At 58.8% G+C, this 25,312-nt stretch carries 23 protein-coding genes, 2 tRNA genes and 1 pseudogene; 17 read left to right on the forward strand and 9 right to left on the reverse strand.

Features of this window, described 5'->3' with window-relative positions; genetic code table 11:
* The first annotated feature begins 7 nt into the window (after positions 1-7).
* The 8 genes and pseudogenes from ACMG4M_RS08065 to ACMG4M_RS08100 all read left to right on the forward strand — a co-directional run bounded on the left by ACMG4M_RS08065 (position 8) and on the right by ACMG4M_RS08100 (position 10,943).
* Positions 8-1,807 (forward strand): M61 family metallopeptidase, encoded by a 1,800-nt coding sequence (locus tag ACMG4M_RS08065; RefSeq protein ID WP_272962675.1) that lies wholly within the window; start codon positions 8-10, stop codon positions 1,805-1,807.
* Between the two features lie 149 nt (positions 1,808-1,956).
* On the forward strand, positions 1,957-5,841 hold the full coding sequence (hrpA, locus tag ACMG4M_RS08070) for an ATP-dependent RNA helicase HrpA (RefSeq protein ID WP_414431097.1): 3,885 nt from the start codon (positions 1,957-1,959) through the stop codon (positions 5,839-5,841).
* A 267-nt stretch (positions 5,842-6,108) separates the two neighbouring features.
* On the forward strand, positions 6,109-7,239 hold the full coding sequence (locus ACMG4M_RS08075; RefSeq protein WP_035244038.1) for a beta-ketoacyl-ACP synthase III: 1,131 nt from the start codon (positions 6,109-6,111) through the stop codon (positions 7,237-7,239).
* Between the two features lie 192 nt (positions 7,240-7,431).
* Entirely contained in the window at positions 7,432-7,779 is a 348-nt protein-coding gene (locus ACMG4M_RS08080) for a hypothetical protein (protein ID WP_414431098.1), read from the forward strand.
* 18 nt (positions 7,780-7,797) lie between these two features.
* On the forward strand, positions 7,798-8,655 hold the full coding sequence (locus ACMG4M_RS08085) for a DUF692 domain-containing protein (RefSeq protein ID WP_272998086.1): 858 nt from the start codon (positions 7,798-7,800) through the stop codon (positions 8,653-8,655).
* Positions 8,652-9,422, forward strand: a complete 771-nt coding sequence (locus ACMG4M_RS08090) for a DUF2063 domain-containing protein (RefSeq protein ID WP_273010211.1) — start codon at positions 8,652-8,654, stop codon at positions 9,420-9,422. The genes ACMG4M_RS08085 and ACMG4M_RS08090 overlap by 4 nt, the downstream gene beginning before the upstream one ends.
* Before the next feature lie 9 nt (positions 9,423-9,431).
* Positions 9,432-10,081: pseudogene (locus tag ACMG4M_RS08095) on the forward strand (DoxX family protein).
* A gap of 118 nt (positions 10,082-10,199) precedes the next feature.
* A complete protein-coding gene (locus ACMG4M_RS08100) occupies positions 10,200-10,943 on the forward strand; it encodes a VacJ family lipoprotein (protein WP_414431099.1) in 744 nt (247 codons plus the stop codon).
* Between the two features lie 160 nt (positions 10,944-11,103).
* Here ACMG4M_RS08100 and ACMG4M_RS08105 read toward each other — a convergent pair whose 3' ends face one another.
* The 3 genes from ACMG4M_RS08105 to dusA form a co-directional block, all read right to left on the reverse strand.
* On the reverse strand, positions 11,104-11,544 hold the full coding sequence (locus ACMG4M_RS08105; protein ID WP_035244048.1) for a TerB family tellurite resistance protein: 441 nt from the start codon (positions 11,542-11,544) through the stop codon (positions 11,104-11,106).
* Complete coding sequence (locus ACMG4M_RS08110) at positions 11,541-12,491, reverse strand: transaldolase (protein ID WP_414431100.1); 951 nt, start codon at positions 12,489-12,491, stop codon at positions 11,541-11,543. The genes ACMG4M_RS08105 and ACMG4M_RS08110 overlap by 4 nt, the downstream gene beginning before the upstream one ends.
* Before the next feature lie 191 nt (positions 12,492-12,682).
* Positions 12,683-13,681, reverse strand: a complete 999-nt coding sequence (dusA, locus tag ACMG4M_RS08115; RefSeq protein WP_084573365.1) for a tRNA dihydrouridine(20/20a) synthase DusA — start codon at positions 13,679-13,681, stop codon at positions 12,683-12,685.
* Positions 13,682-13,962: 281 nt separating this feature from the next.
* Between dusA and ACMG4M_RS08120 the strand changes: the two genes are divergently transcribed.
* The 4 genes from ACMG4M_RS08120 (at position 13,963) to ACMG4M_RS08135 (ending at position 17,138) form a co-directional block, all read left to right on the forward strand.
* Positions 13,963-15,447 (forward strand): SulP family inorganic anion transporter, encoded by a 1,485-nt coding sequence (locus ACMG4M_RS08120; protein WP_272997472.1) that lies wholly within the window; start codon positions 13,963-13,965, stop codon positions 15,445-15,447.
* 10 nt (positions 15,448-15,457) lie between these two features.
* Positions 15,458-16,306 (forward strand): universal stress protein, encoded by an 849-nt coding sequence (locus ACMG4M_RS08125; RefSeq protein ID WP_035244056.1) that lies wholly within the window; start codon positions 15,458-15,460, stop codon positions 16,304-16,306.
* A gap of 55 nt (positions 16,307-16,361) precedes the next feature.
* The gene (locus ACMG4M_RS08130; RefSeq protein WP_035244058.1) at positions 16,362-16,706 is read left to right on the forward strand and encodes a TraR/DksA family transcriptional regulator; all 345 of its coding nucleotides are present in this window, start codon (positions 16,362-16,364) and stop codon (positions 16,704-16,706) included.
* A gap of 96 nt (positions 16,707-16,802) precedes the next feature.
* Positions 16,803-17,138 (forward strand): YnfA family protein, encoded by a 336-nt coding sequence (locus ACMG4M_RS08135; RefSeq protein WP_035244060.1) that lies wholly within the window; start codon positions 16,803-16,805, stop codon positions 17,136-17,138.
* 74 nt (positions 17,139-17,212) lie between these two features.
* Here the strand turns inward: ACMG4M_RS08135 and ACMG4M_RS08140 are convergent, their stop codons facing one another.
* Positions 17,213-17,692 carry a DUF4399 domain-containing protein gene (locus ACMG4M_RS08140; RefSeq protein ID WP_414431101.1) on the reverse strand — a complete coding sequence of 160 codons (480 nt, stop codon included), beginning with the start codon at positions 17,690-17,692 and terminating at the stop codon, positions 17,213-17,215.
* Positions 17,693-17,909: 217 nt separating this feature from the next.
* On the opposite strand from ACMG4M_RS08140, the gene gltX reads away from it, so the two are divergent.
* From gltX to ACMG4M_RS08155, 3 genes are all read left to right on the forward strand, one after another.
* Entirely contained in the window at positions 17,910-19,394 is a 1,485-nt protein-coding gene (gene gltX / locus ACMG4M_RS08145) for a glutamate--tRNA ligase (RefSeq protein WP_035244063.1), read from the forward strand.
* 330 nt (positions 19,395-19,724) lie between these two features.
* Positions 19,725-19,800, forward strand: a tRNA-Ala gene (locus ACMG4M_RS08150).
* Between the two features lie 5 nt (positions 19,801-19,805).
* A tRNA-Glu gene (locus ACMG4M_RS08155) sits at positions 19,806-19,881 on the forward strand.
* 262 nt (positions 19,882-20,143) lie between these two features.
* Here ACMG4M_RS08155 and ACMG4M_RS08160 read toward each other — a convergent pair.
* From ACMG4M_RS08160 to ACMG4M_RS08170, 3 genes are all read right to left on the reverse strand, one after another.
* Positions 20,144-20,908 (reverse strand): TIGR01458 family HAD-type hydrolase, encoded by a 765-nt coding sequence (locus tag ACMG4M_RS08160; protein ID WP_035244065.1) that lies wholly within the window; start codon positions 20,906-20,908, stop codon positions 20,144-20,146.
* A 72-nt stretch (positions 20,909-20,980) separates the two neighbouring features.
* Entirely contained in the window at positions 20,981-21,682 is a 702-nt protein-coding gene (locus tag ACMG4M_RS08165) for an RES family NAD+ phosphorylase (RefSeq protein ID WP_408605288.1), read from the reverse strand.
* The gene (locus ACMG4M_RS08170; RefSeq protein WP_035244067.1) at positions 21,679-22,086 is read right to left on the reverse strand and encodes an MbcA/ParS/Xre antitoxin family protein; all 408 of its coding nucleotides are present in this window, start codon (positions 22,084-22,086) and stop codon (positions 21,679-21,681) included. The genes ACMG4M_RS08165 and ACMG4M_RS08170 overlap by 4 nt, the downstream gene beginning before the upstream one ends.
* A gap of 157 nt (positions 22,087-22,243) precedes the next feature.
* On the opposite strand from ACMG4M_RS08170, the gene ACMG4M_RS08175 reads away from it, so the two are divergent.
* The gene (locus ACMG4M_RS08175) at positions 22,244-22,810 is read left to right on the forward strand and encodes a hypothetical protein (RefSeq protein ID WP_414431102.1); all 567 of its coding nucleotides are present in this window, start codon (positions 22,244-22,246) and stop codon (positions 22,808-22,810) included.
* Positions 22,789-23,259 (forward strand): amidohydrolase family protein, encoded by a 471-nt coding sequence (locus ACMG4M_RS08180; protein ID WP_414431103.1) that lies wholly within the window; start codon positions 22,789-22,791, stop codon positions 23,257-23,259. The genes ACMG4M_RS08175 and ACMG4M_RS08180 overlap by 22 nt, the downstream gene beginning before the upstream one ends.
* 58 nt (positions 23,260-23,317) lie before the next feature.
* Here ACMG4M_RS08180 and ACMG4M_RS08185 read toward each other — a convergent pair whose 3' ends face one another.
* Both ACMG4M_RS08185 and ACMG4M_RS08190 read right to left on the reverse strand, forming a co-directional pair.
* Positions 23,318-24,196, reverse strand: a complete 879-nt coding sequence (locus ACMG4M_RS08185) for an NAD(P)-dependent oxidoreductase (protein ID WP_414431104.1) — start codon at positions 24,194-24,196, stop codon at positions 23,318-23,320.
* On the reverse strand, positions 24,183-25,295 hold the full coding sequence (locus ACMG4M_RS08190; protein ID WP_052042397.1) for an SMP-30/gluconolactonase/LRE family protein: 1,113 nt from the start codon (positions 25,293-25,295) through the stop codon (positions 24,183-24,185). Before ACMG4M_RS08190 ends, ACMG4M_RS08185 begins: the two co-directional genes overlap by 14 nt.
* Positions 25,296-25,312: the final 17 nt, after the last annotated feature.

Consider the following 25,312-nt stretch of genomic DNA (forward strand, 5'->3'; position numbering starts at 1 on the left):
AGAGACCATGATTGAATACCGGATTCGCCCACTGCGCCCTGAAGCTCATCTTTTTGAAGTGACGCTCACCGTGGCGAACCCGACCCCGGAAGGGCAGGCGTTTAGCCTGCCGGCCTGGATTCCCGGCAGCTACATGATCCGTGATTTTGCCCGCCATCTGGTGTATCTGGAAGCCAGTTGCCAGGGTGAGACTCTGCCAGTCGCGAAAATCGACAAGCAAACCTGGCAGGTACCGCCCTGCGACGGTCCGGTGCAGCTGCATTATCACGTCTATGCCTGGGACCTGTCCGTACGTGGTGCCCATCTGGATACCACCCACGGCTATTTCAATGGCACTTGTGTCTTCCTGGCGCCCATGGGGCACGAGGATCAGGCCTGTGAAGTGGACATCGAAGCACCGGAAGGCCCCGCCTATCTGGGCTGGCACCTGGCCACCGGGCTGCCGCGGCTGAGTGGTTCGGAGCTGGCATTTGGCCGCTTCCGGGCAGACAACTACGACGCCCTGATCGACCATCCGGTGGAAATGGGCCCGTTCGAGTATGCCCAGTTTGAAGCCTGCGGCGTACCGCATTGGGTGGTGATGGCTGGTCGTCACAGGACCGATATGGCGCGGCTGTGCCGGGACCTGAAACCGATCTGCGAACATCACATCCGCATGTTCGGCGAACCGGCGCCCATGGACCGCTATCTGTTCATGACCCTGGTCACCGGCAATGGTTATGGTGGCCTGGAACATCGCAATTCCACCAGCCTCATGTGTGCCCGCGATGACCTGCCCAAACGTACCGACGAGCCGGGCAAGGTGCGCGATGGCTATCGCAATTATCTGGGCCTGTGCAGCCACGAATATTTCCATACCTGGAATATCAAGCGGATTAAGCCGGCGGCGTTTACGCCGTTCGACCTGTCTCAGGAAGTGCACACGGAATTATTGTGGGCCTTCGAGGGCATCACCAGCTACTACGATGACCTGTCGTTGACTCGCACCGGGCTGATTGCGCCGCAGAGCTATCTGGAGTTGCTCGGGCAGACCCTGAGCCGGGTGTATCGCGGCCAGGGCCGTCACAAGCAAACCGTCACCGAATCCAGTTTTGACGCCTGGACCCGTTTCTACAAGCAGGATGAAAACGCCCCCAATGCCATCGTCAGCTATTACACCAAGGGTTCCCTGGTGGCGCTGGCGCTGGATCTGACCCTGCGCAACCTGACCGGTGAGCAAAAGTCCCTGGACGATCTCATGCGTTTGCTCTGGGCCCGTTACGGGCAGACCGGCGAAGGCGTGCCGGAGCAGGGCATACAGCCCCTGGCCGAGGAAGTGGCCGGTTGCGACATGAGCGACTTTTTCGAGCGGGCGCTTTATAGCACCGAGGATCTGCCCCTGGCAGAGCTGCTGGCCGAACGGGGCGTGGAGCTCAACTGGCGCAGTGCCGCCGGTCACGGCGACAACGGGGGGAAACCGGGCAAGGAGGGTATTGCCAATCTGGGTGTGCGGGTGGTCGGCGATTCGATGGGCGCCAAGATTGCCGTGGCATTCGAGCAGGGCCCGGCCATGGCGGCAGGCCTGTCCGCCGGCGATGTGATTATCGCCGTGGATGGCCTGCAGGCCACCCAGAGCAATATCGACAACCTGATGGCCAACTTTTTGCCCGGCGAAATCGTGGAAGTGCATGCTTTCCGCCGCGACGAACTGATGAAGTTCAAGGTGAAAGTGGCGCCCAGCGAGCCCAGCACGGCGTATTTGACCATCGCCAAGGGCGGGTTAACCGAGAAGGGTAAAGCCTGGCTGCACTGGAAAGGCAATGAATAGTTAATAGTTGAGAATGAATAACGACAGAAAACAGGCCGTAGGAGCGGCGCTTGAGCCGCGAACCTGCTTGCGAAGGAAATTCGCTGCTCATACCCGCAGGGCGCAGAGAGCGCCGCTCCTACGACGTTTTATGGTTGATTGAATTTTTCATGTCTTTGAAAGCACTTTACAGCCAGCTTGATAACGTTCGCAGAGCGGACCATTTTCGTTTGAAAAAGCGGATTGATGGTCTGTCACGCTTGCCTGCCGACAAGCGCAATGACAAGGCGCTGGAGAAGATATCCACGGCTATTGCCGATTCCATTGCCAATCGGGAAAAACGCCAGGCTTCTCAGCCCGTTCTAAACTGGCCGGACCTGCCGGTAGTTGCCAGTCGCGAGGAGATCAAGACTGCCATCCGCGACCATCAGGTGGTGGTGATTGCCGGGGAAACCGGCTCCGGCAAGACCACCCAGCTACCCAAGATCTGCCTGGAGCTGGGGCGGGGCATCGAGGGCACCATCGGTCACACCCAGCCACGGCGCCTGGCGGCACGAGCGGTGGCAAGCCGGGTAGCGGAAGAGCTGAACAGTCCTCTCGGCAGCACCGTGGGCTTCAAGGTGCGCTTTTCCGAGCAAGTCAGCGAGACCAGCCTGATCAAGGTACTTACCGATGGCATGCTGCTCAATGAGATCCAGCGGGATCGCTTTCTCAACCACTACGACACCCTGATCATCGATGAGGCCCACGAGCGCAGCCTGAATATCGATTTTCTGCTCGGCTATCTCAAGCAGCTGTTGTCGAAGCGCCCCGATCTCAAGCTCATTATTACCTCGGCCACCATCGACCATGAACGCTTTGCCAATCACTTCGGTGATGCGCCAGTGCTGGAAGTATCCGGGCGGACTTTCCCGGTGGAAATGCGTTATCGCCCACCTGCTGACGGTCAGGAACTGTCCCGGCAGATCGAAGAGGTGCTGCAGGAGATTCAGCGCGAGGAGCGCCGTGATGGCCTGCCCGTGGCCCGGGATGTACTGGTATTTTTGGCCGGCGAGCGGGACATTCGCGATGTGCATCATCACCTGAAGCGGTGCGAGCTGAGAGACACGGAAATCCTGCCTCTCTATGCGCGGCTGAGTCAGGCCGAGCAGCACCGTATCTTTGCTTCTCACCGGGGCAGGCGGGTGGTGCTCAGCACCAATGTGGCGGAAACCTCACTCACCGTGCCGGGCATCCGCTATGTGATTGATGCCGGTACCGCCCGGATCAGCCGCTACAGTGTGCACTCCAAGGTACAGCGGTTGCCGGTGGAGCCGGTCAGCCAAGCCAGCGCCAACCAGCGGGCCGGGCGTAGCGGTCGCATCATGCCCGGTATCTGTTTTCGCCTTTACGACGAAGACGACTTCCTGAATCGGCCTGCGTTTACTGATCCGGAAATTCAGCGAACCAATCTGGCGGCAGTGATTCTGCAAATGGCGGATCTGCGCCTGGGGCGTGTGGAAGACTTTCCCTTTATCGAACCGCCGGACGGTCGACTGATCCGTGACGGTTACCGGCTGCTGGACGAGTTGGGCGCGTTGACGCCGAAACAAACCCTGACCCCCCTGGGTCGACAACTGGCCCGCTTCCCGCTGGATCCTACCCTAGGGCGTATACTGGTAGCCGCTGCACAGCAGAAGGTGCTGCGAGAGGCGCTGATCATTGTCTCGGCCCTGGCCGCCCAGGATCCCCGTGAGCGGCCCCACGACAAGCAACAGCAAGCGGACCAGGCGCACCAGCCGTTCACCGACAAGGACTCGGATTTCCTGTTTTTCGTGAAGCTGTGGCAGTGGGCGGACAGCCAGCGCGAAGCACTCAGCCGCAACCAGTACGAGAAGCTGCTGAAGAAAACCTTCCTGTCGCCCACCCGCATGCGTGAATGGCGCGATACCCACCGCCAGTTATTGTTGCTGAGTAAAGAGCAGGGTTGGGAGCTGAACCCGCCGACCATGAATGAGCAGGGGCTCGCAGAGGGAGCCTATGGGCCCTTGCATCAGGCCCTGTTGCCCGGCCTGCTGGCCAACGTGATGCAGCGCACCGATGAGGGCGAGTGGCTGTCCACACGTAATCGCAAGCCCCTGATCTGGCCCGGCTCGTCGCTGTCGAAAACCAAGGCCCGCTGGCTGATGGCGGCGGAGCAGGTGGAAACCAGCCGACTGTTTGCCCGTACCGTAGCGCGTGTCGAGCCGGAATGGGTGGAGGCCGCCGCCGCTCATCTGGTCAAACGCCAGTATTTCGAGCCGCATTGGTCGAAGAAACGGGGCTGTGCCATGGCCAAGGAACAGGTCAACCTGTTCGGCCTGATCCTGGCCACTGGTCGGCGTGTCAACTATGCCCCCATCCATCCCCAGGAAGCCCGCGAGCTGATGATTCGGGAAGGACTGGTGATGGGAGAATTGCACCGCGAACCGCCCTTTGTGAAGGCCAACCGGGAGCAGTTCGAAGCGCTGGAGGAGATGGAACACAAGCTGCGCAGGCGCGATATCCTGGTGGATGAGGAGGTCCGGGTGGCCTTCTACGATGAGCGGTTGCCGCAGGACGTGACCAGCCTGGCCGGGCTGATGAGCTGGTATAACAAAAAGGCCACGCAGGAGCAGAAGGCTGCGTTGCTGATGGCGCGGGATTTCCTGCTCTCGCGCAGCCCGGATCTGGGCAACGACCAGTTCCCGGATCAGCTGCGCCTGGATGGCATCAGCCTGCCCCTGGAGTACAGCTTCGACCCCACCGGCGAGCGCGACGGCGTCACCCTGATTGTCCCCGTGGCGGTCCTCAATCAGGTGCCGGATACCCGCCTGGACTGGCTGGTGCCCGGGTTGCTGCGGGAAAAACTGGAAGCCCTGATCCGGGCGTTGCCCAAGGCCCGGCGACGTCACTTTGTACCGGTGCCGGATTTCGTCAGTGCGCTGCTGGAGACCCTGAATCCGCAGGAGCCGTTGTTGTCTGCCATGACCCGGGAGCTGCAACGCATAACCGGTGTACGTATCGAGCGGGAAGAGTGGCAGGATGCCACGCTGCCGGATCATCTGCGCATGTTCATCCAGGTGGTGGACCGGGTGGATGGCAAACGCAAGGTGTTGGCCCAGGGACGCCACCTGGACGAAGTCCGTGACAAGCTGGATGGCGTCACCCGTAACCTGCCGGAACCCGCGGCGGAGGAGCCGGCCCTGCGTGGCCAGGAATGGCTGTTCGGCACCTTACCGGAAACCAGGGAACAGGATCTGGGGGGTATGGTGGTTCGCCGCTATCCGGCGCTGGAAGGCGATGGTGATGCGGTGGTGCTGCGCTACCGGGATGATGCCGATGACGCGCGCTGGAGCCATCGGTGGGGCACGGCGCGACTGCTGGGCTTCAAGCTCAGTGTCCAGCTGCGGGACCTGCGCAAACAGGCCTCGCAGATGCCCGGTTTCCAGAAGCTCAAGGGCGAGAAGGGCGCCATGGCCCGCCAGGCACTGGATCATGCGGTACTGCGTCTGCTGGCAGAGCATTTCCGGCTGGACGAGCCGGTACGCGATGAGGCCGCCTTCCGGGCCCGTCTGGATGCCCACCGTGGGGATTTCGTGCCCTGGGCAGGCCAGCAATTGACCGCCTTCGGCAAGCTGTTCGCCGATTATCGGCAGCTGATGGGTAAGCTGGAAAAAAACTTCCCGCTGGCCTGGGCCCATGCCCACCGGGACCTGAAGCAACAACTGGGCAACCTGTTCCGTGACGACTTCCTGTTGCAGGTGCCCTGGCCCTGGTTAATGGAGTATCCCCGATACCTGGAGGCCATCGGTCATCGTCTGGACAAACTGGGTGGCCAGATTGGCAAGGACCGCACCCTAACCGCAGAGCTGGAGGCCTGTGACAAGCAATACGCCACTCGTGCTGCGGGTCTGCCCCTGTGGCAGCAGCCGGCGCCTCTACAAGAGTATTTCTGGATGTTGCAGGAATATCGGGTGAGCCTTTTTGCACAGCAGCTAGGCACCCGGGTCCCGGTCTCTGCCAAGCGGCTCAACAAGCAGTGGGAACTCTGCTGATCAGCGATCCTCTCTACGAAGCCGTTGTAGGAGCGCCGCTTGAGGCGCGAACCTCGCGTGCGAGGAAGGGTAGGGAGACGATCAGGCATAACAAAACGCTACGCCCGGTTCGCGCCTCAAGCGGCGCTCCTAAAGTGGCCCTGTAGAAAGCCTGACAGCTATCTACTCACCCCCTTTGCGCTGGCCACCCCGAATCCGGATAATCGACCCATTATTCCCATTTGTGGAGCGGGGCCCTTTGCCTCGCTCGAGTGCGAGGACTCGCTTGTGAGCTATTCTGTAGTAATCAGTGGCACCGGTCTGTGGACCCCGGAGCAGACCATCACCAACGACGAGCTGGTGGAATCCTTCAACGAATACGTGAAGCGTTTCAATGAGAAAAATGCCCAGGCCATCGAGGCTGGCGAAGTGGAGGCATTGGGTCCCTCCGATAGCGCCTTTATCGAAAAGGCGTCCGGTATCAAACAGCGTTTTGTGATCGATAAAAGCGGCATTCTCGACCCGGAAAAAATGGCACCGAACATTGCCGAGCGATCTGACGATGACGTCTCCATTCAGGCAGAAATTGCCGTAAAAGCAGCAAAGCAGGCTTTGGAGAATGCCAATCTGACCGCCGACGACCTGGATGCGGTATTGGTGGCCTGTTCCAACATGCAGCGCCCGTACCCGGCCATGGCCGTGGAAGTACAGGCGGCGCTGGGCATGGATCATGGCTGGGGTTATGACATGAACGTGGCCTGTTCCAGCGCCACGTTCGGGATTCAGGCCGGTGTCGATGCCATTCGTAATGGCAGCGCCCGTCGGGTGCTGATGGTGAATCCGGAAATCTGCTCCGGGCACCTGGCCTGGGAAGATCGCGACTGCCACTTCATCTTTGGGGATGTGGCTACCGCCGTGATCCTGGAGCGTAAGGAAGACGCTACCTCCGCCAACCAGTGGGAAGTACTGGGCACGCGCCTGCAGACCAAATTTTCCAACAATATCCGCAACAATTTCGGGTTCCTGAACCGTGCCGACGAAAGCGGCGTTGGCGCTCGCGACAAGTTGTTCCGCCAGGAAGGGCGCCGGGTATTCAAGGAAGTCTGCCCGATGGTAGCCGAGCAGATTTCCTCCCATCTGTCCGATACCGGTGTGGCGGTGGAGTCCTTGAGCCGAATGTGGCTGCACCAGGCCAACCTGAGCATGAATGAACTGATCTCCAAGCGGGTACTGGGTCGCCCGGCCACCCGTGAGGAAGCCCCGGTCATTCTCGACGACTATGCCAATACCAGCTCCGCCGGTTCCATTATTGCTTTCCACAAGTACAACGCGGACCTGCCGGTGGATACCAAGGGGGTGATCTGTTCCTTTGGCGCCGGTTACTCCATCGGTAGTGTGATTGTGAACCGGATCAAGTAACCGCCCGCCGGTTTCACGTCAGCTTCACGAAGGCCGCATTCTGCGGCCTTTTTTCATGCTGCCTGTAACGTTTACCTCACGGCTTCATCTCTATATTGTCTGAATCAGGCGCTACGCAAAACAACGTGGTTTGCCTGAGCCGCATTGTGCGGTTTCGGATACAACCTTAATAATGATGTATGGAGACTGAACATGGCTAAGTTGAGCAAACTGAACCCCCTCGTTGCGACTGTTGGTGCCGCTGTTGTGGCTTCCGCACTTTCCGCTCCTGTGGCGATGGCTGCAGAAAATCCGTTCGCAGCCGCTGATCTGCAAGCCGGTTACCAATTGGCTGGTGCCCACGCTGAAGGTAAGTGTGGTGAAGGCAAATGCGGTGACAAGAAAGCAGAAGGTAGCTGCGGCGAAAAAAGTGGCGAAGGTAGCTGTGGTGAAAAAAGCGCTGAAGGTAGCTGCGGCGAGAAAAGCGCCGAGGGCAAATGTGGCGATGACAAGAAAGGCGAAGGCAAGTGTGGTGAAGGCAAATGCGGCGGTGGTGCCTAATAAGGCAGGAGCTAATGCATGAAACCTGAGACACCAGTGTCCGGAGTGGGCCTGGGTCTTCGGCGGGCCCTGATGGGCCCGCTTTCTCCGACCCTCGACTCTCCGCAAAGTGCGCCCTTTGATTTTATGGAGGTGGCACCCGAAAACTGGATACCCATGGGCGGCCGTCTGGCCAAGCAGTTCCGTGCCTTCACGGAGCAATTTCCCTTTGTGACCCATGGCCTTAGCCTGTCCCTTGGCGGGCCTGAGCCTCTGGATTTTGAATTATTGAAATCGGTGAAAGGGTTCCTGAAGGAACACAATATTCGCCGTTATACGGAACACCTGAGCTACTGTAGCGACCATGGCCACCTCTACGATTTGATGCCGATTCCTTTTACGGAAGAGGCAGTACATTACGTGGCAGACAGGGTTCGCCAGGTACAAGATTTTCTTGAGCAGCCCATCGGCATCGAGCACGTGAGTTACTATGCTGCTCCCGGCGCGGAAATGTCAGAAATCGAGTTCGTTAATGCGGTACTGGAAGAGGCGGACTGTGAGTTGTTGCTGGATGTGAACAACGCCTACGTGAACAGCATTAACCACGGTTATGACCCCCGCGATTTTATCAGTGCGTTGCCGGGTGAGCGTATCTGTTACGTGCATATCGCCGGCCACTTTGATGAGGCGGAAGATCTGAAAGTCGATACCCACGGCAGTGCGGTTATTGATCCTGTGTGGGCATTGCTGGAGCATGCCTACCGTGAGTTTGGTGCCTTGCCTACCTTGTTGGAGCGGGATTTCAATTTCCCCGGCAATGAAGAGCTGTTCAGTGAGCTTCAGAAAATTGGCCGTTATCAGCATCAGCAGCCGTCAACGACACGGAAACTGGGATGAGCCAGGCCGATTTTCAAACCCTGCAGCGGCGATTTGCGGCACATCTACGCAATCCGCAAAACCACTCAGCCCCCGGCGATATCGAAGAACGTCGGCTGGATATTTACCGAACGCTTTTTTTCAACAACGTAAACGGTTTTATCATCCAGGGGTTTCCTGTGCTGTATTCCATTCTGGATGCGCAGCGTTGGCAACGGCTGGTTCGTACCTTCTTTGATCAGCATGCCTGTCAGACCCCTTATTTTCTGGAAATTCCCCAGGAATTTGTCACCTTCCTGGCTTCCGGTCAGGGCCTGGAGGAGGGCGATCCGCCTTTCCTGCTGGAACTGGCTCACTATGAGTGGATGGAGCTGGTACTGGATGCGTCTACAGAAACCTTTCCCGCCACCGGGTTTCATCCCGAGGGCGACCTGTTGCGTGCCATTCCACAGCTAAGCCCCCTTCATGTTGTGTTGAGTTACCAGTACCCGGTCCATGAAATATGTGCCGAATTTCAACCCCAGACTCCGTTAGAGCAAACGTTGTGGTTATTGGTCTATCGAGGCAGGGATGACAAGGTGCGGTTCATGGAAATTAATGCGCCAACCGCCCGGTTGTTACAGCTCATTGATGAAAACCCTGGACTCACAGGGCACCAGGTTGTCGCGATATTGGCGAAAGAGATGCAATTTTCCGATGTCAGTAAATTGGCGTCTTTTTCTCTGGAAATTCTGCAACAAATGCGTGAACGAGACATCCTTATTGGGACGACACTAAGCAGCCTGTAAGGATTCCTGATGAGCAACGCGTTATTGTTTTCTATTCATGATGTGCTGAATCGTACCCGTTCCCTGGATTTCCTGGCGCCTCTGGCGCTGCGCTTGTATATGGCTCCGGTAATGATCAGTGCCGGATACAACAAGGCTGTAAGTTTCGACAGCACGGTCGCCTGGTTCGGAAACCAGGAATGGGGGTTGGGCTTGCCCTTCCCGGCGTTATTGGCTTTTTTGGCTACCGCGACAGAGCTGTTGGGTGGGGTGCTTTTACTCCTGGGGCTACTGACCCGGTACATCACATTGCCGCTTATGTTTACCATGCTTGTTGCCATGGCAACGGTGCATTGGCAGCACGGGTGGTTTGCAATCGCACCCTCTGACCCTGCTACCAGCACGGCATTACCGTTGGCCCAGGTGGGCTTTCCCGGGGCTCAGGCCAGCCTGGAGAACAGTGAGGCTGTGGGTGAGCGGTTAACACGAGCCAAGATGATTCTGCGTGAACATGGTAATTACCCCTGGCTGACGGAAAGGGCAACTTGGTCGTTCTTAACAATGGCATCGAATTCGCTGCTACCTATTTCATCATGCTTCTGGTGCTGTTCTTTTACGGGGCTGGCCGATATCTGAGCCTGGATTATTGGTTCGCTCGCCGCCTGTCCCGGCCGGTTTAAGGGAGCGATAGCATTGTAGATTGCTCGCCCCCCTGTTCGGGGGGGCGACAGGGTCGCTATAATGCTGCGTCTATGACTTTTCGGGGTGACCGTGCGTTATTTCCTACTGACTGTATTGATGAGTGTTTCCTGCGCCGTCGCTGGCGCGGAAGGTGAAGACTGGGGTGATGCCTCTTCTCCCTTCGATGCTCCCAAAGGCAGCGAGCCAAAGGATGACGACCCCTGGGAAGACATCAACCGCAAGATCTTTGCCTTCAACGAAACCCTCGACAAATACGCCCTCAAACCCGCCGCCAAGGGCTATCGCAAGGCGACACCAAGCTGGTTTGATGACACCGTGACCCGCTTCTTCGAGAATCTGCGGGATTTTCGTAGCGGTCTGAACAGTGTGTTGCAGTGGCGGTGGGGCCATGCCGGCCACAACTTTGGCCGTTTTACTGTCAACAGTACCCTGGGCATCGGAGGTCTGTTTGATGTGGCCAGCAAGGTCGATCTGGACAAGCACAATACCGACCTGGGCCTGACCTTCGCTCGCTGGGGGATTCCGGAAGGTAATTACCTGGTGCTACCTTTCTGGGGGCCGTCCACAGTTCGCGATGCCGCGTCAATTATCCCCGAAGATTACATGCGCCCTCGCCATTACATCGAACATGACCTGACGCGCTACAGTCTTACGGCGTTGTACGTGGTGGATTTGCGTGCGGATCTGCTGGACCTGGAGCGCAATATCGTTGGTGACCGTTACACCTTCCTGCGCAATGCCTACCTGCAGCGCCGCCGCTTTGAATCCGGCGATGCCCCTTCTTTGCGTTTCCCGGATGTGGAACAGCGAGATTCGGAGCTGGAAGATGAGGGGTGGTGAAGCAATTGATAATTGAGAATGGATAATTGATAACGGCACGGAACAGGTTGTCAGTTGTCATCAACGCAAGAGGCCGCGGTTCAGGTTTGATCGCGGCCTCTTGCGTTTTATGTTGGTAGCAAGATCATTCGCGCAGCTATCAATTATCAACTATCCATTATCAATTGAATTCAGTTGCTTTAAGCTTAGCCCGAATGTAGTCCCCATGAGACACATACAGCAAATCGCTGACCCGGCGGATCAGGTGTTCTTCGTGGGCATCTGCATGGCCGTCGGCAGCGGCCATGGCCCACATTTCCTCGATCAGTGTGACCCTGGGTTCCGGTCCCCAGTGATCGCGCAGGGGGCGAGTGAATTCGAACAGATCGGTGGCCTGGTCCACGCGGTTTTCCAGTTCCGTGAGGATGTCATCCATTTCCTGTGGGTCCAGATGCCAGTGCTTTTCCACCGCCTGGATCAGGCGTTGTGATTCTTCCGGGGCCACGGTGCCGTCGGTGCGAGCCACTTCCAGCAGCAGGGCGGCCGCCGCCCGGTGCAGGTCGTGCTCGCTGGTCTGTTGTTGGGGCTGGTCGGGGCGAAAGAGTCGGTTCAACCAATTCAAATTACACCTTCCTCCTGCAATAGGGTTTCCAGCGCCACTTGGTCTTTGGCGAAGCGGCGGATGCCATCGGCAAGCAGGTCACTGGCCATGGCATCATCATTGAGTTGCCAGCGGAAGGCGGCCTCGGTAATGGCGTGCCAATCGTCTTCCGGGGCCACCAGCTCCGCATCCAGTACTTGAGTCAGACTACCGGTATCGGCGGCCAGTTCCCCCAGCAAGGCCGGGCTGATAGTGAGCTTGTCGCAGCCGGCCAGGGCTTCGATCTGGCCGGCGTTGCGGAAGCTGGCGCCCATCACGATGGTCTCCAGGCCGCGCGCCTTGAAGGTGCGGTAGATCTGGCGCACGGACTGCACGCCCGGATCGTCATCGGCAGTGGCCATTTCCATACCCTGTTTGCGGTGCCAGTCGAAGATACGGCCCACGAAGGGAGAGATCAGGGTGGCGCCGGCTTCTGCCGCAGCCAGGCCCTGGGTCTGATTGAACACCAGGGTTACATTGCAGCGGGTGCCTTCCTCTTCCAGCACTTCTACTGCGCGGATGCCTTCCCAGGTGGCCGCAGTCTTGATCAGGATGCGCGACGGGTCCACGTCCAGTTCCCGATAGATGGCCATCAATCGACGAGCCTTTTCCACGGTGGCGCGAGTGTCAAAGGACAAGCGTGCGTCCACTTCGCTGGAGACCCGGCCTGGAAGCCGTTCAAGGATTGCCTGACCGGCCAGGCAGGCGTAGCAGTCCGTCAGCCAGTCCATCTCGCCGCCATGACCCAGAGTGCGGCATAAATCTGCCGCCTGTTGCAGCATCGGCCGATAGCGTTCGTCACGGGCAGCCGCCAGTAGCAGGGAAGGGTTGGTAGTGGCATCTTCCGGCGCCAGTTCGGCGATCATGTCCAGATCACCGGTATCGGCGACCAGAGAGGTCCATTGGGCTAGCTGTTCGCGTTTGTTCACGGTATCCGTTCCTTTCAGTGTCATGGCGGGCGATAGGGTAAAGGCCAACTATGACAGGGGCTTTTCTGTGCCGTAGGAGCGGCGTTCTCTGTGTCCTGCGGTTATGGGCCGCGAACAGTTCCTGGGGAAGTGTTCGCAAGCAGATTCGCGGCTCTAGCGCCGCTCCTACGGAGATATAACGTACTGACAGGCTAAGGCAGTTGTGCCAAAGCGTCCATGAGCACTTGCGGGGTGGTGTCCGGCTTGTGCATGTTTTCGCTCAAGTGTCGTCGGAAGCGACGGGCGCCCGGTTCACCCTGGAACAGGTTGAGAATATGGCGCAGGGAATGCTTGGGCGCATGGCCCAGTGCGTAGCGACGCTCCACATAGGGCAGGAATTGTTCGGCTACATCCCGGCGGCTGGGTACAGGGTGCTCATCCGCAAACACGATGCGATCCGCGTCGGCCAGGAAGTAGGGGTTCTGGTAAGCCTCGCGACCAATCATCACGCCATCCACGTCGCCCATGTGCTCGTGCACCTCGTCCAGAGTCTTCACGCCACCGTTGAGGACGATCTCCATATGCGGGAAGGCCTGCTTGATGGCATAGGCGCGCTGATAGATGAGCGGAGGGATCTCCCGGTTTTCCTTGGGCGACAGCCCGGAAAGGATGGCCTTGCGGGCATGAATGGTGAGGCTGGTGCAGCCGGCCTGTTCCATGCGGGTCACAAACCGGTAGAGAAAATCGTAATCATCCTGGTCATCAATGCCGATGCGGGTCTTTACCGTCACCGGCACACTGACGGCTGCCTGCATGGTTTCCACGCACTGGCCCACCAGTTCCGGCTCGGCCATCAGAATGGCGCCGATCTTGCCCTGCTGTACCCGATCCGACGGGCAGCCCACATTGAGATTGATTTCGTCGTACCCGTATTGCTCGGCAATCCGGGCCGCTTCGGCCAGATCCCGGGGCTCGCCGCCGCCAAGCTGCAGGGCTACCGGATGCTCTTCGTCATTGAACGCCAGAAACCGCTCACGATCGCCGCGCAGAATCGCCTGGGCCACCACCATTTCGGTATAGAGCAGGGTGTGGCGGGTAATCAACCGGGCCAGAAACCGGTAGTCCCGGGTGGTCCAGTCCATCATCGGCGCCACGGACAGGCGTCGGTCCGGCTGTTGTAGTGGGGTTGTCGTTGTCAGAGTGTGATTCATGCAAGGCGGCAAGCGGGTGTCAGAGGGCATTATTGTCGCATGTTGTTGCGCGTGGGCGTAGGGGGGACGGCGGCGTTGCCTGTCAAAGCCGGGTTCGCTCTGCTAGACTCCGCGCCTTTCCAAATCACTCGAGACTGTTCATGACCCTCCCACGGTTGAGTCCGCCCTAGTAGACAGCCCGTCTCCGGCTTTGCCGTATGGTGCTTTGCGCCATGTCATCCCGTGTTCTGCTGCTGCGCAGCATCTTTGTTTGTCGTAATTCCAAAACAGGATTGTTCTCCATGCTTCGATCTATTCAGCAGGAATGGTTCAGTAATATCCGTGGTGATTTGCTGGCCGGTTCCGTTGTTGCCCTGGCCTTGATTCCCGAGGCAATTGCCTTTTCCATCATTGCCGGTGTGGACCCCAAGGTAGGGTTGTACGCCTCCTTTTGTATCGCTGTAGTCATTGCGTTTGTCGGCGGGCGCCCGGGGATGATTTCGGCGGCGACCGGGGCCATGGCCTTGGTGATGGTGACCTTGGTGAAAGACCATGGCCTGCAATATCTGCTGGCGGCAACCGTGCTGACGGGTGTCTTGCAGATTATTGCCGGCTTCCTGCAGCTTGGTAATCTCATGCGTTTTGTCTCCCGCTCCGTGGTCACCGGCTTTGTGAATGCGCTGGCGATTCTGATCTTCATGGCGCAGTTGCCGGAGCTTGTTGGGGTGACATGGCATGTCTATGCCATGGTCGTGGCGGGTCTGGCGATCATTTATTTGCTGCCGCTGCTGACCACGGCGGTACCGTCTCCGCTGATCTGTATCGTCGTGATTACCGGCATCGCCATGTATCTCGGCCTGGATGTACCTACTGTCGGTGACAAGGGCGATTTGCCGGATAGCCTCCCGGTGTTCCTGTTGCCTGATATCCCTCTTAACCTGGAAACCCTGAAAATCATCCTGCCGTATTCACTGGCTCTGGCCGTGGTAGGCCTGCTGGAATCCATGATGACGGCAACCATCGTTGATGATCTGACCGATACCGATAGCGAGAAGAATCGCGAATGCAAAGGGCAGGGTGTCGCCAATATCTTCTCTGGTTTCCTGGGCGGCATGGCGGGTTGTGCCATGATTGGCCAGTCCGTGATTAACGTGAAATCCGGTGGCCGCAAGCGCCTTTCCACCCTGTTTGCCGGCTGCTTCCTGCTGGTGCTGGTGGTGTTCCTGGGCAAGTGGGTGTCCCAGATTCCCATGGCGGCGCTGGTGGCGGTGATGATCATGGTGTCCATCGGTACCTTCAGTTGGGAGTCCATTACCAACATGACCAAGCATCCGGCGAGCAGTACCGTCGTCATGCTGGCTACCGTGACTGCCACCGTAGCCACCCATAATCTGGCCATCGGTGTTGGCATCGGCGTGGTACTCAGCGCGCTGTTCTATGCCAACAAGGTGGGTCGTGTTTTCTATGTGCGTTCAGACCTGGATGAAACCAATAGCGGTCATCGTCATTACGAGGTTCTGGGCCAGGTGTTCTTTACCTCTGCGGACCAGTTCATTGCCTCCTTTGATTTCAAGGAAGCACTGGATAAAGTGACTATTGATGTGCACCGGTCCCATTTCTGGGATATCACCGCCATTGGCGCCCTGGACAAGGTGATCATCAAGTTCCGCCGTGAGGGTACCGAGGTGGAGTTGATCGGCCTGAACGAAGCCAGCGCGACTCTGGTGGATAAATTTGCCGTGCACGACAAGCCCGAGGCGGTCGAAAAACTCATGGGCGGCCACTAGGAGAAGAACAATGAGTGAAGTGATTGCCTGTATTGATGGTTCTCCAGCCGCGGCACGGGTTTGCGACTATGCCGTCTGGGCGGTGCAGCGCCTGAATGCGCCGCTGACCCTGCTGCATGTACTGGATCATTCCCGCTATCCGGTGGAAAGTGATCTCAGTGGCAACCTGCTGCTGGGTGGTCGTGAATCGTTGCTGACTGAGCTGTCCGAGCTCGATGCCAAGCGGAACAAGCTGGCCCTGGAGCAGGGCAAGCTGATGCTGGATGGCGCTGCCAGTCGTGCTATTGAAAAGGGTGTGGCTGAGCCTAAACAGCGCCAGCGTCATGGTGGCCTGGTAGAAACACTGGCCGGCATGCAGGAGCAGACCCGCATCTTGGTGATCGGCAAACTGGGTGAAGAACATGCCGGTGAGGCGGCTCAAGTAGGCGACCATGTGGAGCAGGTGATTCGAACCATGCACAAGCCGATTCTGGTTGTGCCGTCTGATTTCGCTGAACCTGGCAAAATCATGCTGGCCTTCGATGGCAGCCCGACTTGTCGTGAAGGCGTAAAACTGCTGGCCGCCAGTCCGCTGTTTCTGGGGCTGCCTTGTCATCTGGTCGCCGTGGGCAAGGACAAGCAGTTGTCAGAGGATCTGGACTGGGCTCGCGACACCCTGGAAAAGTCCGGTCACGAGGTGGAAGTGGCACAGCTGGAAGGCGACGTGGAGCCTGCCTTGCACCAATACCAGCAGGATAACGGTATTGATATGGTGGTCATGGGCGCCTATGGGCATTCCCGTATCCGCGAATTCTTCGTGGGCAGCACCACCAGCAAGATGATCAAGAACGCCACGGTGCCGCATCTGCTGCTGAGGTAAAGAGGTACCCCGGCGTGGTTGGTGACGTCGGGGGTATTGTCCCCTGGGGAGCCAAATGGAAGAGGCAGATCAGGAACACTTTCGCCGGAAACTGCTGGAAGAGAAGCAGGCATTAAGCGAAAAAAATGATGCGGCTGATTCAGCCACCAAACCGGTGGAGCTGGATCAGCAAAGCGTTGGGCGCCTGTCGCGAATGGACGCCATGCAGGGACAGGCCATGGCCCTGGCAACCCGTCAACGTCAGGAGCAGCGTTTGCGCCAGCTTGTTGCGGCGCTGCGTCGTATTGATGAGGATGATTACGGCTACTGCGAAGACTGCGGCAAGCCCATCAATCCCAAGCGTCTCGAGATTGATCCCGCCACCTTGTTTTGCCTTGATTGTGCCAGTGCCCGCGAATAGGCGGATATTTCCCGCTACACTCGCGGTACTTACCGTGCGCTGAACGTCGCGTGTACGTTGCGGTGTGCTTATCTGACGATAGACCGGGAGGTTCTCTTGCCGGAGTTGAAGATTCTGGGATTGTTTCTGATCACGGCTGTCGCCGAGATCGTGGGCTGCTATTTGCCCTACCTGTGGCTGCGTGAAGGGAAGTCCGCCTGGTTGTTGATTCCTGCTGCGCTGAGTCTGGCGGCCTTTGCCTGGTTACTGTCTTTGCACCCCACGGCGGCGGGGCGGGTCTATGCGGCCTACGGGGGCGTGTATATTTTCGTGGCCATTCTCTGGTTGTGGGGCGTTGACGGTATCCGTCCCACGGGCTGGGATATTGTCGGGTCGCTGGTGGCGCTGACCGGCATGGCCATCATCATGTTTGCGCCTCGGCAGATAGGGTGACGACTGAGGCTTGATGCCGGACCCCTGACGCGAAAAGAGAAACTTGTTGGCGTCTGAGGTCCGGCGTTTGACCCTTATTCCACGGTAATGGTGATCTTTTCAGACATTACCGGCGGTTCATGGGGCACGTGCATGTGATCACCCAGCAGCAATTGCAGGGTATGGGTGCCCGGTTCCAGTTCCAGCTCGGTTTCTGTCTGGCCCTTGCCGAAATGCACCACGTTGTCGTTGGCCGGCAGCGGGAAATCCATGGCCGGCAGCTCGTTCAGGTCAATCAGCAGGTGGTGATGGCCAGAGTGTTCTTGCTCGGTGCCGGCGGGCGCTACGTCCATACCTTCCAGGCCAAATGTCACGGTGACCGGGCTGGTGACGGTGGTACCGTCAGCGGGACTGAGAATGGAGGCTGTGGCATTTTCGGGCGCCATGCTGCGCTCAATGCCAGAAGCGGTGGATTCTTCCGCAGACATGGCTTTGGATTTTTGCGATTGCTCGACAATTTTTTCGGCGATGTCTTGTTGTTCCGGGGTTTCGTTATCTGAGCAGGCCTGAAGCATAGGAATGCCCACAATTAAGGCTGCAAGCAGTGTGTATCTGAAGGGAATACGCATTGTCTTTTCCTTTACGTCTTGTCGAGGAGATAACGCCCAGCAGTTGCTCGGTAGGCGAAATAATGATTCGCGTTCAACCTTAACAGAAAGCCGCTGCTCCGTGTCTATAAGCTTCCCGCTGTGACAGGTATAATCCGCGCCAGTTTGCACTATTGGAGTCAGCATGACCGTCCGCACCCGCGTAGCGCCGTCGCCCACCGGTGACCCTCACGTAGGCACCGCCTATATTGCCCTGTTCAATCGCTGTTTTGCCCACCAGCACGGTGGTCAATTCATTCTGCGAATTGAAGACACGGATCAGACCCGCTCCACGGACCAGTCCGAGCAGATGATTCTGGATTCGCTCAAGTGGCTGGGGCTGAGCTGGGACGAAGGCCCGGACGTGGGCGGCCCCCATGGCCCGTATCGGCAGAGCGAACGCAAGCATATGTACGCTGAGTATGCCGAGGCGCTGATTGAGAAAGGTCACGCCTTTAAATGCTACCGCACCAGTGAGGAGCTGGACGTCCTGCGTGCCGAATTGAAAGAGCAGGGCGAGAACCGGGCGCTGAAGCCGATGGATCTGGAACTGCCCGCCGACGAGCAGGCAAAGCGGGAAGCAGACGGTGCGCCTTACGTGATTCGCATGCGTGTGCCCACGGACGGCCGCTGTGAAATCCAGGATATGCTGCGCGGCACCGTGGAGCTGGACTGGGCGCTGGTGGATGCACAGATCCTGCTCAAGTCCGACGGCATGCCTACCTACCACCTGGCCAATATCGTGGATGATCATCTGATGGAGATCACCCATGTGATCCGCGGTGAGGAATGGCTGAACTCCGCGCCCAAGCACAAGCTGCTGTATGAATATTTTGGCTGGGAGATGCCGGCGCTGTGTCACATGCCGCTGCTGCGCAACCCGGACAAATCCAAACTCAGCAAGCGCAAGAACCCCACCAGCATCCTGTTCTATCAGCGTATGGGCTACCTGCCGGAAGCCCTGGTGAACTATCTGGGGCGCATGGGCTGGTCCATGCCGGACGAGAGCGAGAAGTTCACCCTGGCGCAGATGCAGGACGCTTTCGATATCAACCGGGTGTCCCTGGGCGGTCCCGTTTTTGATGTGGAAAAGCTGAGCTGGCTGAATGGCCAATGGTTGCGTGAGCAGAGCGACGAGCAGTTCCTGGATACCTTGCTGGACTGGGCCTACAACCGCGATTACGCCATGAAGATCATTCCTCACCTGCGTCAGCGGGTGGAAACCTTGTCGGACGTGGCGGACAAGGCCGCATTTTGTTTCAACGGCATGCCGGCGATCAGCGAAGCCAGCTTCGAGCACAAGCAGTATGGTGCCGAGGACATGAAGGTGTGGCTGCAGTACCTGCTGTGGGCCTATGAGGCACGCAGTGACTGGAACCGTGACGGTCTGTTTGCCGATGCCAAGGCCATCGCCGATGCCCTGGAAGTGAAGATCAAGGACTTCCTGTTTCCGGCCTTTGTCGCCATTGCCGGCACCAGCGCCAGCTTCTCGGTGGTGGATTCCATGGAAATCATCGGCGCCGACCTGAGCCGCGCCCGCCTGCGCAACGCCATCGAGGTGCTGGGCGGGGTGTCCAAGAAGCAGATGAAGAAGCTGGAGAAGGCTTATCGGGATTTGCCGGTAGGCTGAGGCCTGACTGTGGGAGCGTCGCTGGCGGCGCGATAAGGTCAGTTGCGAGTAACGAGTTACGAGAAGCGAAAATCATCGGGCTTTCCCGGGTTTTGGGGTTTGTCTTTCGAAACTCGCTTCTCGCAACTCGAAACTCTGGTTATCGCGCCGCCAGCGACGCTCCTACGACAGAGGCTGTGGATTTTGTCCAGTTTTTCAGCAGCTTGTTCAGGATGTAGCCAAACGGACTTCATTCTGAAAAAAACACCAGGCCAGCGCTTGACAGAGTAGGGGGGCTGGGTAGAATACGCCGCACCAACCGGGATGCACCTTGTTCTGATTGACGTTTTTGGGGCCATAGCTCAGCTGGGAGAGCGCAACACTGGCAGTGTTGAGGTCGGCGGTTCGATCCCGCCTGGCTCCACCAAATACGTCCCCTTCGTCTAGTGGCCCAGGACACCGCCCTTTCACGGCGGTAACAGGGGTTCGACTCCCCTAGGGGACGCCATATAGAAAAGCCCTGCTCGAAAGAGTGGGGCTTTTTTATTTGTGCGTTTTATCCTTGGTCATCATTGTCCAGATCTTCGCCTTTGCTGCCGGGTAGCGCCGCCAGTGCTTGGTTGCTCCCCTTTTTTATCGGCTGGCAGATCCCGCTCGTTCTTCCTTGAGAAATACCTTTGACAGTGCAACTGGATTGCCAGCCATGCTGAAAGCCGGCGTCCTAAAGGTTTTCAACCGTCTCACAGGACGCTGATGTAATCTCGCTATGGCTATCCGAGCAGGTGGGTTACGGTTCGGGCGACGGCAGTGATATCCGCCTCCAGGTAAAAATCACCGGTGATGGCTTGCTCGTCCCCCTCCCGGTATTTCCCGGTTTGCACCAGGCAGGCCTGCATGCCGCTGTTCAGCGCGCCTTCCACGTCCCCATGGACGTCGTCACCTACCATCAGGGTGTGTTCGGGCCGGGTTCCCAAGTCGGCCAGTACCTGTTCAAAGAACGCGGAGGAGGGTTTGCCGGTGATGATGGCTCGGCAGTTGGCGGCATATTCCAATGCCCTGACAAAGGGACCGGCATCCAGATGCAGACCGTCATCCAGCTGGTAATAACGGTTTTCGCCGATGGCAATCAGCGGTGCGCCGTCGTGCAGCAAACGAAAAGCCTGGTCCAGATGCTCGTAGGTGAACTTCCTGCCGGCATCGCCGATCAGTACGGCATCGGCTTGCTTGCCTTCCAGATCAGCAAACTCTTCTTTCAGATTGGGGTGGAACAGGCAGTAGGGGGTCAGCCCTCGGCAAGTCAGGTAGTCGTGGGCGGCTTGCGGCGCGGTAAACAGCTCTGTCTCATCAACCGCCAGGTTCAGACTGGCCAGGTCATTGAGTATCTGGGTGCGGTTGCGCTGGGAGGTGTTGGTGACAAAGCGCAGGGGCAGACCGGTGGCGCGCAGGCGTTGAAGCGCGTCCTGGGCGCCCGGTAGCAGGCGCGGGCCTTGGTAGAGCACGCCGGCCAGGTCCAGGCAGATGGCATGCAGTGGCATGGCACTCCTCCGTGAGAGCCTGTGTATGGCGGGAAAGTAGGCTCTACTCAGAGCATAGGCTTGGCGGTGTGGTCAGCTCAAGCGGCGAATGGTCAGCGTGTGGGCAATTTTCTCGCCATCCCAGATGTACTCGTAATGCGCGCTGGGGGTAATGGCCTCCACCGGCAGGGGGGAGAGCAGGGCGTAGCAGTGGCTGCCGGGGGCGCGGACGGATTCGTAGTGAAGGCCGGCTTCGCGCAGCTGGTAAAGCTGCTGGCCAAGTTGCCGTGGGGCCTGGTAATGGTCCGGGTCATGCCAGTGCGGATATCGGGTGGCCGGGGTGATATCGCACAGGGTGGCCGAGAAGTGGACCTTGAGGCCGCGCATGACAATGCGGTCGTATTTCAGGCCGTCTACCTGCTGGAAATAACGCTGTTGATGGTAACGGGTTTCGGCAAGGGCCGTGGCCATGCGATCCGCGCAGTAGAAGACACCGTAGGCACCATCGGAAAAGCGGGAGCCGGCGGGGTTCACGTGGACAAAGGGCCCCAGGGCATAGTTGCAGCCGGGAATGCCCCAGGGGCGCTCCGCAGGCGGCACCCGGTTCAGATCACCCACTTCGTTCTGCAGGCGCGGGTTGGTCAGGGCCTGCACCGCAAACAGGGCATCGAAGTCGGCCTGGTCTGCCACATCGTCAAAGATGGCGATGGGTGGGTATTTGCCGTTAACCAGCCGGTAGGCGATCTGCGAGGGGAAGGGGTGTCGGGGCAGGGCGTGGATCTCTGTTTCGCTCATCCCCATTGCCCGCCCCGCAGGCTGTCCAGCTGACGGTGCACTTCGTAGAGGCTGGCCACGCGGCCGTTGCTCATGATGTCCATGGGTGTGGCGCCGTTGAAGAACGGGTTGTGGTTAGCCATGCGCACGAAGCCGTAGACGTTTTCCCGGTTACCGAACAGGGTGCGCAGCGCCTGGTGGATGTTCAGCAAGTAGCTGAGGCGTTCCAGCAGGTCGTTGCCGACCCGGGCACTGTCCGGTTGGCTCTGGTACTTGTGCAGGGTGGAGCGACCCACGCCGAGCAGAGCCATCTTTTCCTTCTCGCTGCACTGCCAGTGCTCCAGTAGCTTGAGTACTGCGCGCAGTGCTGCATGGCGGGCACCGTCGTCCAGCGCCTGCGGTGTCTGTTGTCTGGCTGCTTCCATAATGCCTCCTGACTTGATGCTTCAATGATGGCCCTTTTTGTCATTTTTGTCTATATGTGGATATACGGACGGATCCAGGTCCCAGTTCGGGAGGATGGCCAGAACTTGAGCCGGGTTTCCCGGTCTCTGACAGCGAGATGACAGACAGGGCATGGTGATGACAAAGACAGGGTTGTCGATGTGGGTATTGCTGATATTACTGGGCAGTGCAGGGATTCAGGCGAGGACGCTGACGGATGCGCACCTGCATTACGTGGATTTCATGCAGGACAGTGAGGGCAGTGAGGCCATGCTGGCGGCAATGGATCAGGCCGGGGTGGAAACGGCCTGGCTGTTCGGCTTGCCGGTGATGAAGAAGTGGCAGGCGGAGGCACCGCGAAAACCACGCTATTACCTGGGTGATGAGGCGCCGTTGTATTACTACAGCGCCACCGATGACATTGTGGCACAGGCGGTCCAGGCGCTGACGAAGGCGCAGCAGCGGCGGCTGAAACCCTTTATCAGCGGTGTTAATCCCACGGACATGAACGCTGCTGACCAGATTGAGGCGTTGATACGGCGGTATCCGGGGATGTGGTTCGGCATCGGGGAAATTCTCACCCGCCATGATCAGCTGACAGCGCTGACCGAGGGCGAAACGCCCAGAGCCAACCATCCTGCATTGATGCGGGTTTACACGCTGGCGGCCGCTACGATCTGCCGGTGTTGCTGCACAGCAACCTGACATCACTGCGGGAAGAGACGCCGATTTTCCTGGAAGAGCTGGAGGCGGCGTTGTCCGCCAATCCCCAGACCCGCTTTGTGCTGGCACATGCAGGCACCAGCGGTGGGGTGGAAGAGCGGCAGGCGCCGCTGGGTACCCTGGTGCCGATCCTGCGGGCCTTGCTGGGCCGTTATGAGCATTTTTATGTGGATCTGTCCTGGAGCGTCAAGGATCACTATTTGCTCAAGGATGGCAAACCCGCTGCGGAATGGATCGAGCTGATCAGGGACTATCCAGACCGTTTTGTCCTGGGCTCGGACCTGGTGGGGCACTTTGGCAGCATGAAACGGCTGATGGATGACTACCAATCGCTGCTGGATGTCTTGCCCCAAAAAGTGGCGGAGCAACTGGCGAATGGCAATGCTGCTGCGCTTGTGCCCGAAAAGGGTGCGCAATATCGGAGTGATTGAGGGGCATCGAAATTTTCCGTTGTTGCCTTGGTGAAAAGGCAACAACGGAGTTGGAGGGCTACTCGGGTTTTTGCAGGCGACGCAGCAGGGAGGATGTATCCCAGCGCCCGCCACCCATCGTCTGGATCTCCTGATAGAAATCATTTACCTGCGCCGTCACTGGCAAGGGTGTGCCGTTGCGGGCGGCTTCTGTCAGGCAGATATCCAGGTCCTTGCGAATCCAATCCACGGCAAAGCCATGCTCGTATTGGTCGTCGATCATGGTCTGGTGGCGGTGGGCCATTTGCCAGGAGCCGGCGGCGCCATGCTGAATGGTCTCGAACACTTTGCCGGCATCCAGTCCGGCATTCTTGGCAAAGGCGACGCCTTCGGCCAAGGCTTCCACCAGGCCTGCCACGCAGATCTGGTTGACCATTTTGGTGAGCTGCCCACTGCCAGCGGGGCCCATCAAATTGACCGCCTTGGCATAGTGATTGAGCACGGGAACCGCGCGCTGGTAGGCAGAATCATCACCGCCACACATGATCGACAGCTGGCCGTTTTCGGCACCCTGCTGGCCGCCGGACACCGGCGCATCGATAAAATCGGCCTGGCGATCCCGGCAGGCGGCATCCAGCTCCCGAGCCACGGCGGCGCTGGCGGTGGTGTGATCTACCAGCAGGGCGCGATCGCTGAGAGTTTCGAGCACGCCGCCAGGGCCCAGAGTGACCTGGCGCAGGTCATCGTCATTGCCCACGCAAACAAACACCATGGCGGCACCTGCAGCGGCCTCGGCGGGGGTGTCAGCGGTACGGCCATTGAAGTCCCGGGCCCACTGGTGGGCGCGGCTGGCGGTGCGGTTGTAGACGGTCATGGACAGCCCGGCTTCGGCCAGGTGGCCGGCCATGGGATAGCCCATGGTGCCCAGCCCGATAAACGCGGCGTTAATCTGTGACATGGCGGGCGTCCTGCTCGATAACTGTGGCGGGGTCATTGGCCGGCAGCGGGTAGGCGGCAAAACGGGGGGCAGTGAGACTGCCCAGATACAGGGTGTTGCCGTGTTGTTCCACGCTGGTGATGGGGGCGAAGGCGTCGGCGCTGGTGTCCTGCAGGTTGTGAGTGACTTCCCCCTGTTCATTCAGGCCCAGTACGAAGCCGTGGTGGGCAGGCTGGGGCTGGAGGAATGATGGCAGACGGAAGGCCACCTTGCGTAGCAGGGGCTTGTCGGACATGGCGTCCAGCATGGCATTGCGCGGGCTGAACAGGGCCACCCAGAAGGTGCCGTTGCCGTTGCTGGAGATGCCGTCGGGAATACCGGGCAGGTTGTCGAAGAACACATCATGGCTGCCGGCGTTGTCGCCTTTCAGCCAGTAACGGACAATCCGGTAGCTGCCGGTTTCATTGACCAGGACAAAGTCTTCGTCCCGGGATAGCGCCACGCCGTTGGCGAATTGCAGGCCATCCAGCAGGACCTGGGTCTGGTCGCTGGCCGGGTCGTAACGCAGCAGGCGGCCGTGGCCTCCGTGTTCGAGAATGTCATCGCGTGCGTGCAGGGCGGGGCCGAACTTGCTGGACGCATCGGTGAAGTAGATAACGCCGTTGCTGTCCGCATCCACATCGTCGGTGAATTTGTAATCCACACCGTTGGCCCGCTGGGAAAGAGCGGCAATGGCGCCGGACGGGCTGATGCTGAGCAGCCCCTTGTAGCCATCGGCCACGATCAGATTGCCTTGCGGGTCGAAATCCAGGCCCAACGGGCGGCCCTTGGTGTCGGCAATCAGGTCCGGGTTGCTGCCATCCGGGTCGAAGCGGAAGATGCGTCCGTCCACGTAGCCCACATAGAGAAAACCGTCACTATCGATAGCCACATCTTCCGGGCCGATGCCGTCATCAACGGCCAGGGAGCGGCTTTCCGCCAGGGCGGAGTTGCTGGCATAGGGGCCTTCCAGTGCTGGCGCTTCGGGCGCCTGCCAGGCCACTGGATCAATGGACACGGGCCAGAACAGCAGATAGCCAACCAGAATGATGAGAATCAGCAGTGCAATATTTTTTATCATTGGAATCCGGAAGATCG

It is taken from the genome of Alcanivorax sp. IL3 (assembly GCF_047495465.1).
In the GTDB taxonomy this organism is placed as follows: domain Bacteria; phylum Pseudomonadota; class Gammaproteobacteria; order Pseudomonadales; family Alcanivoracaceae; genus Alcanivorax; species Alcanivorax jadensis.

Excerpts from the sequence above, each read along its gene's own strand:
- ACMG4M_RS08170 (WP_035244067.1), bottom strand. The coding sequence starts at position 22,086 with ATGGAAGCAGCCAGACAACAGACACCGCAGGCGCTGGACGACGGTGCC.
- dusA (WP_084573365.1), bottom strand. The coding sequence starts at position 13,681 with ATGAATCACACTCTGACAACGACAACCCCACTACAACAGCCGGACCGA.
- ACMG4M_RS08085 (WP_272998086.1), top strand. The coding sequence starts at position 7,798 with ATGAAACCTGAGACACCAGTGTCCGGAGTGGGCCTGGGTCTTCGGCGG.
- hrpA (WP_414431097.1), top strand. The coding sequence starts at position 1,957 with ATGTCTTTGAAAGCACTTTACAGCCAGCTTGATAACGTTCGCAGAGCG.
- ACMG4M_RS08165 (WP_408605288.1), bottom strand. The coding sequence starts at position 21,682 with ATGAGCGAAACAGAGATCCACGCCCTGCCCCGACACCCCTTCCCCTCG.
- ACMG4M_RS08130 (WP_035244058.1), top strand. The coding sequence starts at position 16,362 with ATGGAAGAGGCAGATCAGGAACACTTTCGCCGGAAACTGCTGGAAGAG.
- ACMG4M_RS08160 (WP_035244065.1), bottom strand. The coding sequence starts at position 20,908 with ATGCCACTGCATGCCATCTGCCTGGACCTGGCCGGCGTGCTCTACCAA.
- ACMG4M_RS08065 (WP_272962675.1), top strand. The coding sequence starts at position 8 with ATGATTGAATACCGGATTCGCCCACTGCGCCCTGAAGCTCATCTTTTT.
- ACMG4M_RS08190 (WP_052042397.1), bottom strand. The coding sequence starts at position 25,295 with ATGATAAAAAATATTGCACTGCTGATTCTCATCATTCTGGTTGGCTAT.
- ACMG4M_RS08175 (WP_414431102.1), top strand. The coding sequence starts at position 22,244 with ATGACAAAGACAGGGTTGTCGATGTGGGTATTGCTGATATTACTGGGC.
- ACMG4M_RS08100 (WP_414431099.1), top strand. The coding sequence starts at position 10,200 with ATGAGTGTTTCCTGCGCCGTCGCTGGCGCGGAAGGTGAAGACTGGGGT.
- ACMG4M_RS08140 (WP_414431101.1), bottom strand. The coding sequence starts at position 17,692 with ATGCTTCAGGCCTGCTCAGATAACGAAACCCCGGAACAACAAGACATC.
- ACMG4M_RS08185 (WP_414431104.1), bottom strand. The coding sequence starts at position 24,196 with ATGTCACAGATTAACGCCGCGTTTATCGGGCTGGGCACCATGGGCTAT.
- ACMG4M_RS08125 (WP_035244056.1), top strand. The coding sequence starts at position 15,458 with ATGAGTGAAGTGATTGCCTGTATTGATGGTTCTCCAGCCGCGGCACGG.
- ACMG4M_RS08080 (WP_414431098.1), top strand. The coding sequence starts at position 7,432 with ATGGCTAAGTTGAGCAAACTGAACCCCCTCGTTGCGACTGTTGGTGCC.
- ACMG4M_RS08120 (WP_272997472.1), top strand. The coding sequence starts at position 13,963 with ATGCTTCGATCTATTCAGCAGGAATGGTTCAGTAATATCCGTGGTGAT.
- ACMG4M_RS08090 (WP_273010211.1), top strand. The coding sequence starts at position 8,652 with ATGAGCCAGGCCGATTTTCAAACCCTGCAGCGGCGATTTGCGGCACAT.
- gltX (WP_035244063.1), top strand. The coding sequence starts at position 17,910 with ATGACCGTCCGCACCCGCGTAGCGCCGTCGCCCACCGGTGACCCTCAC.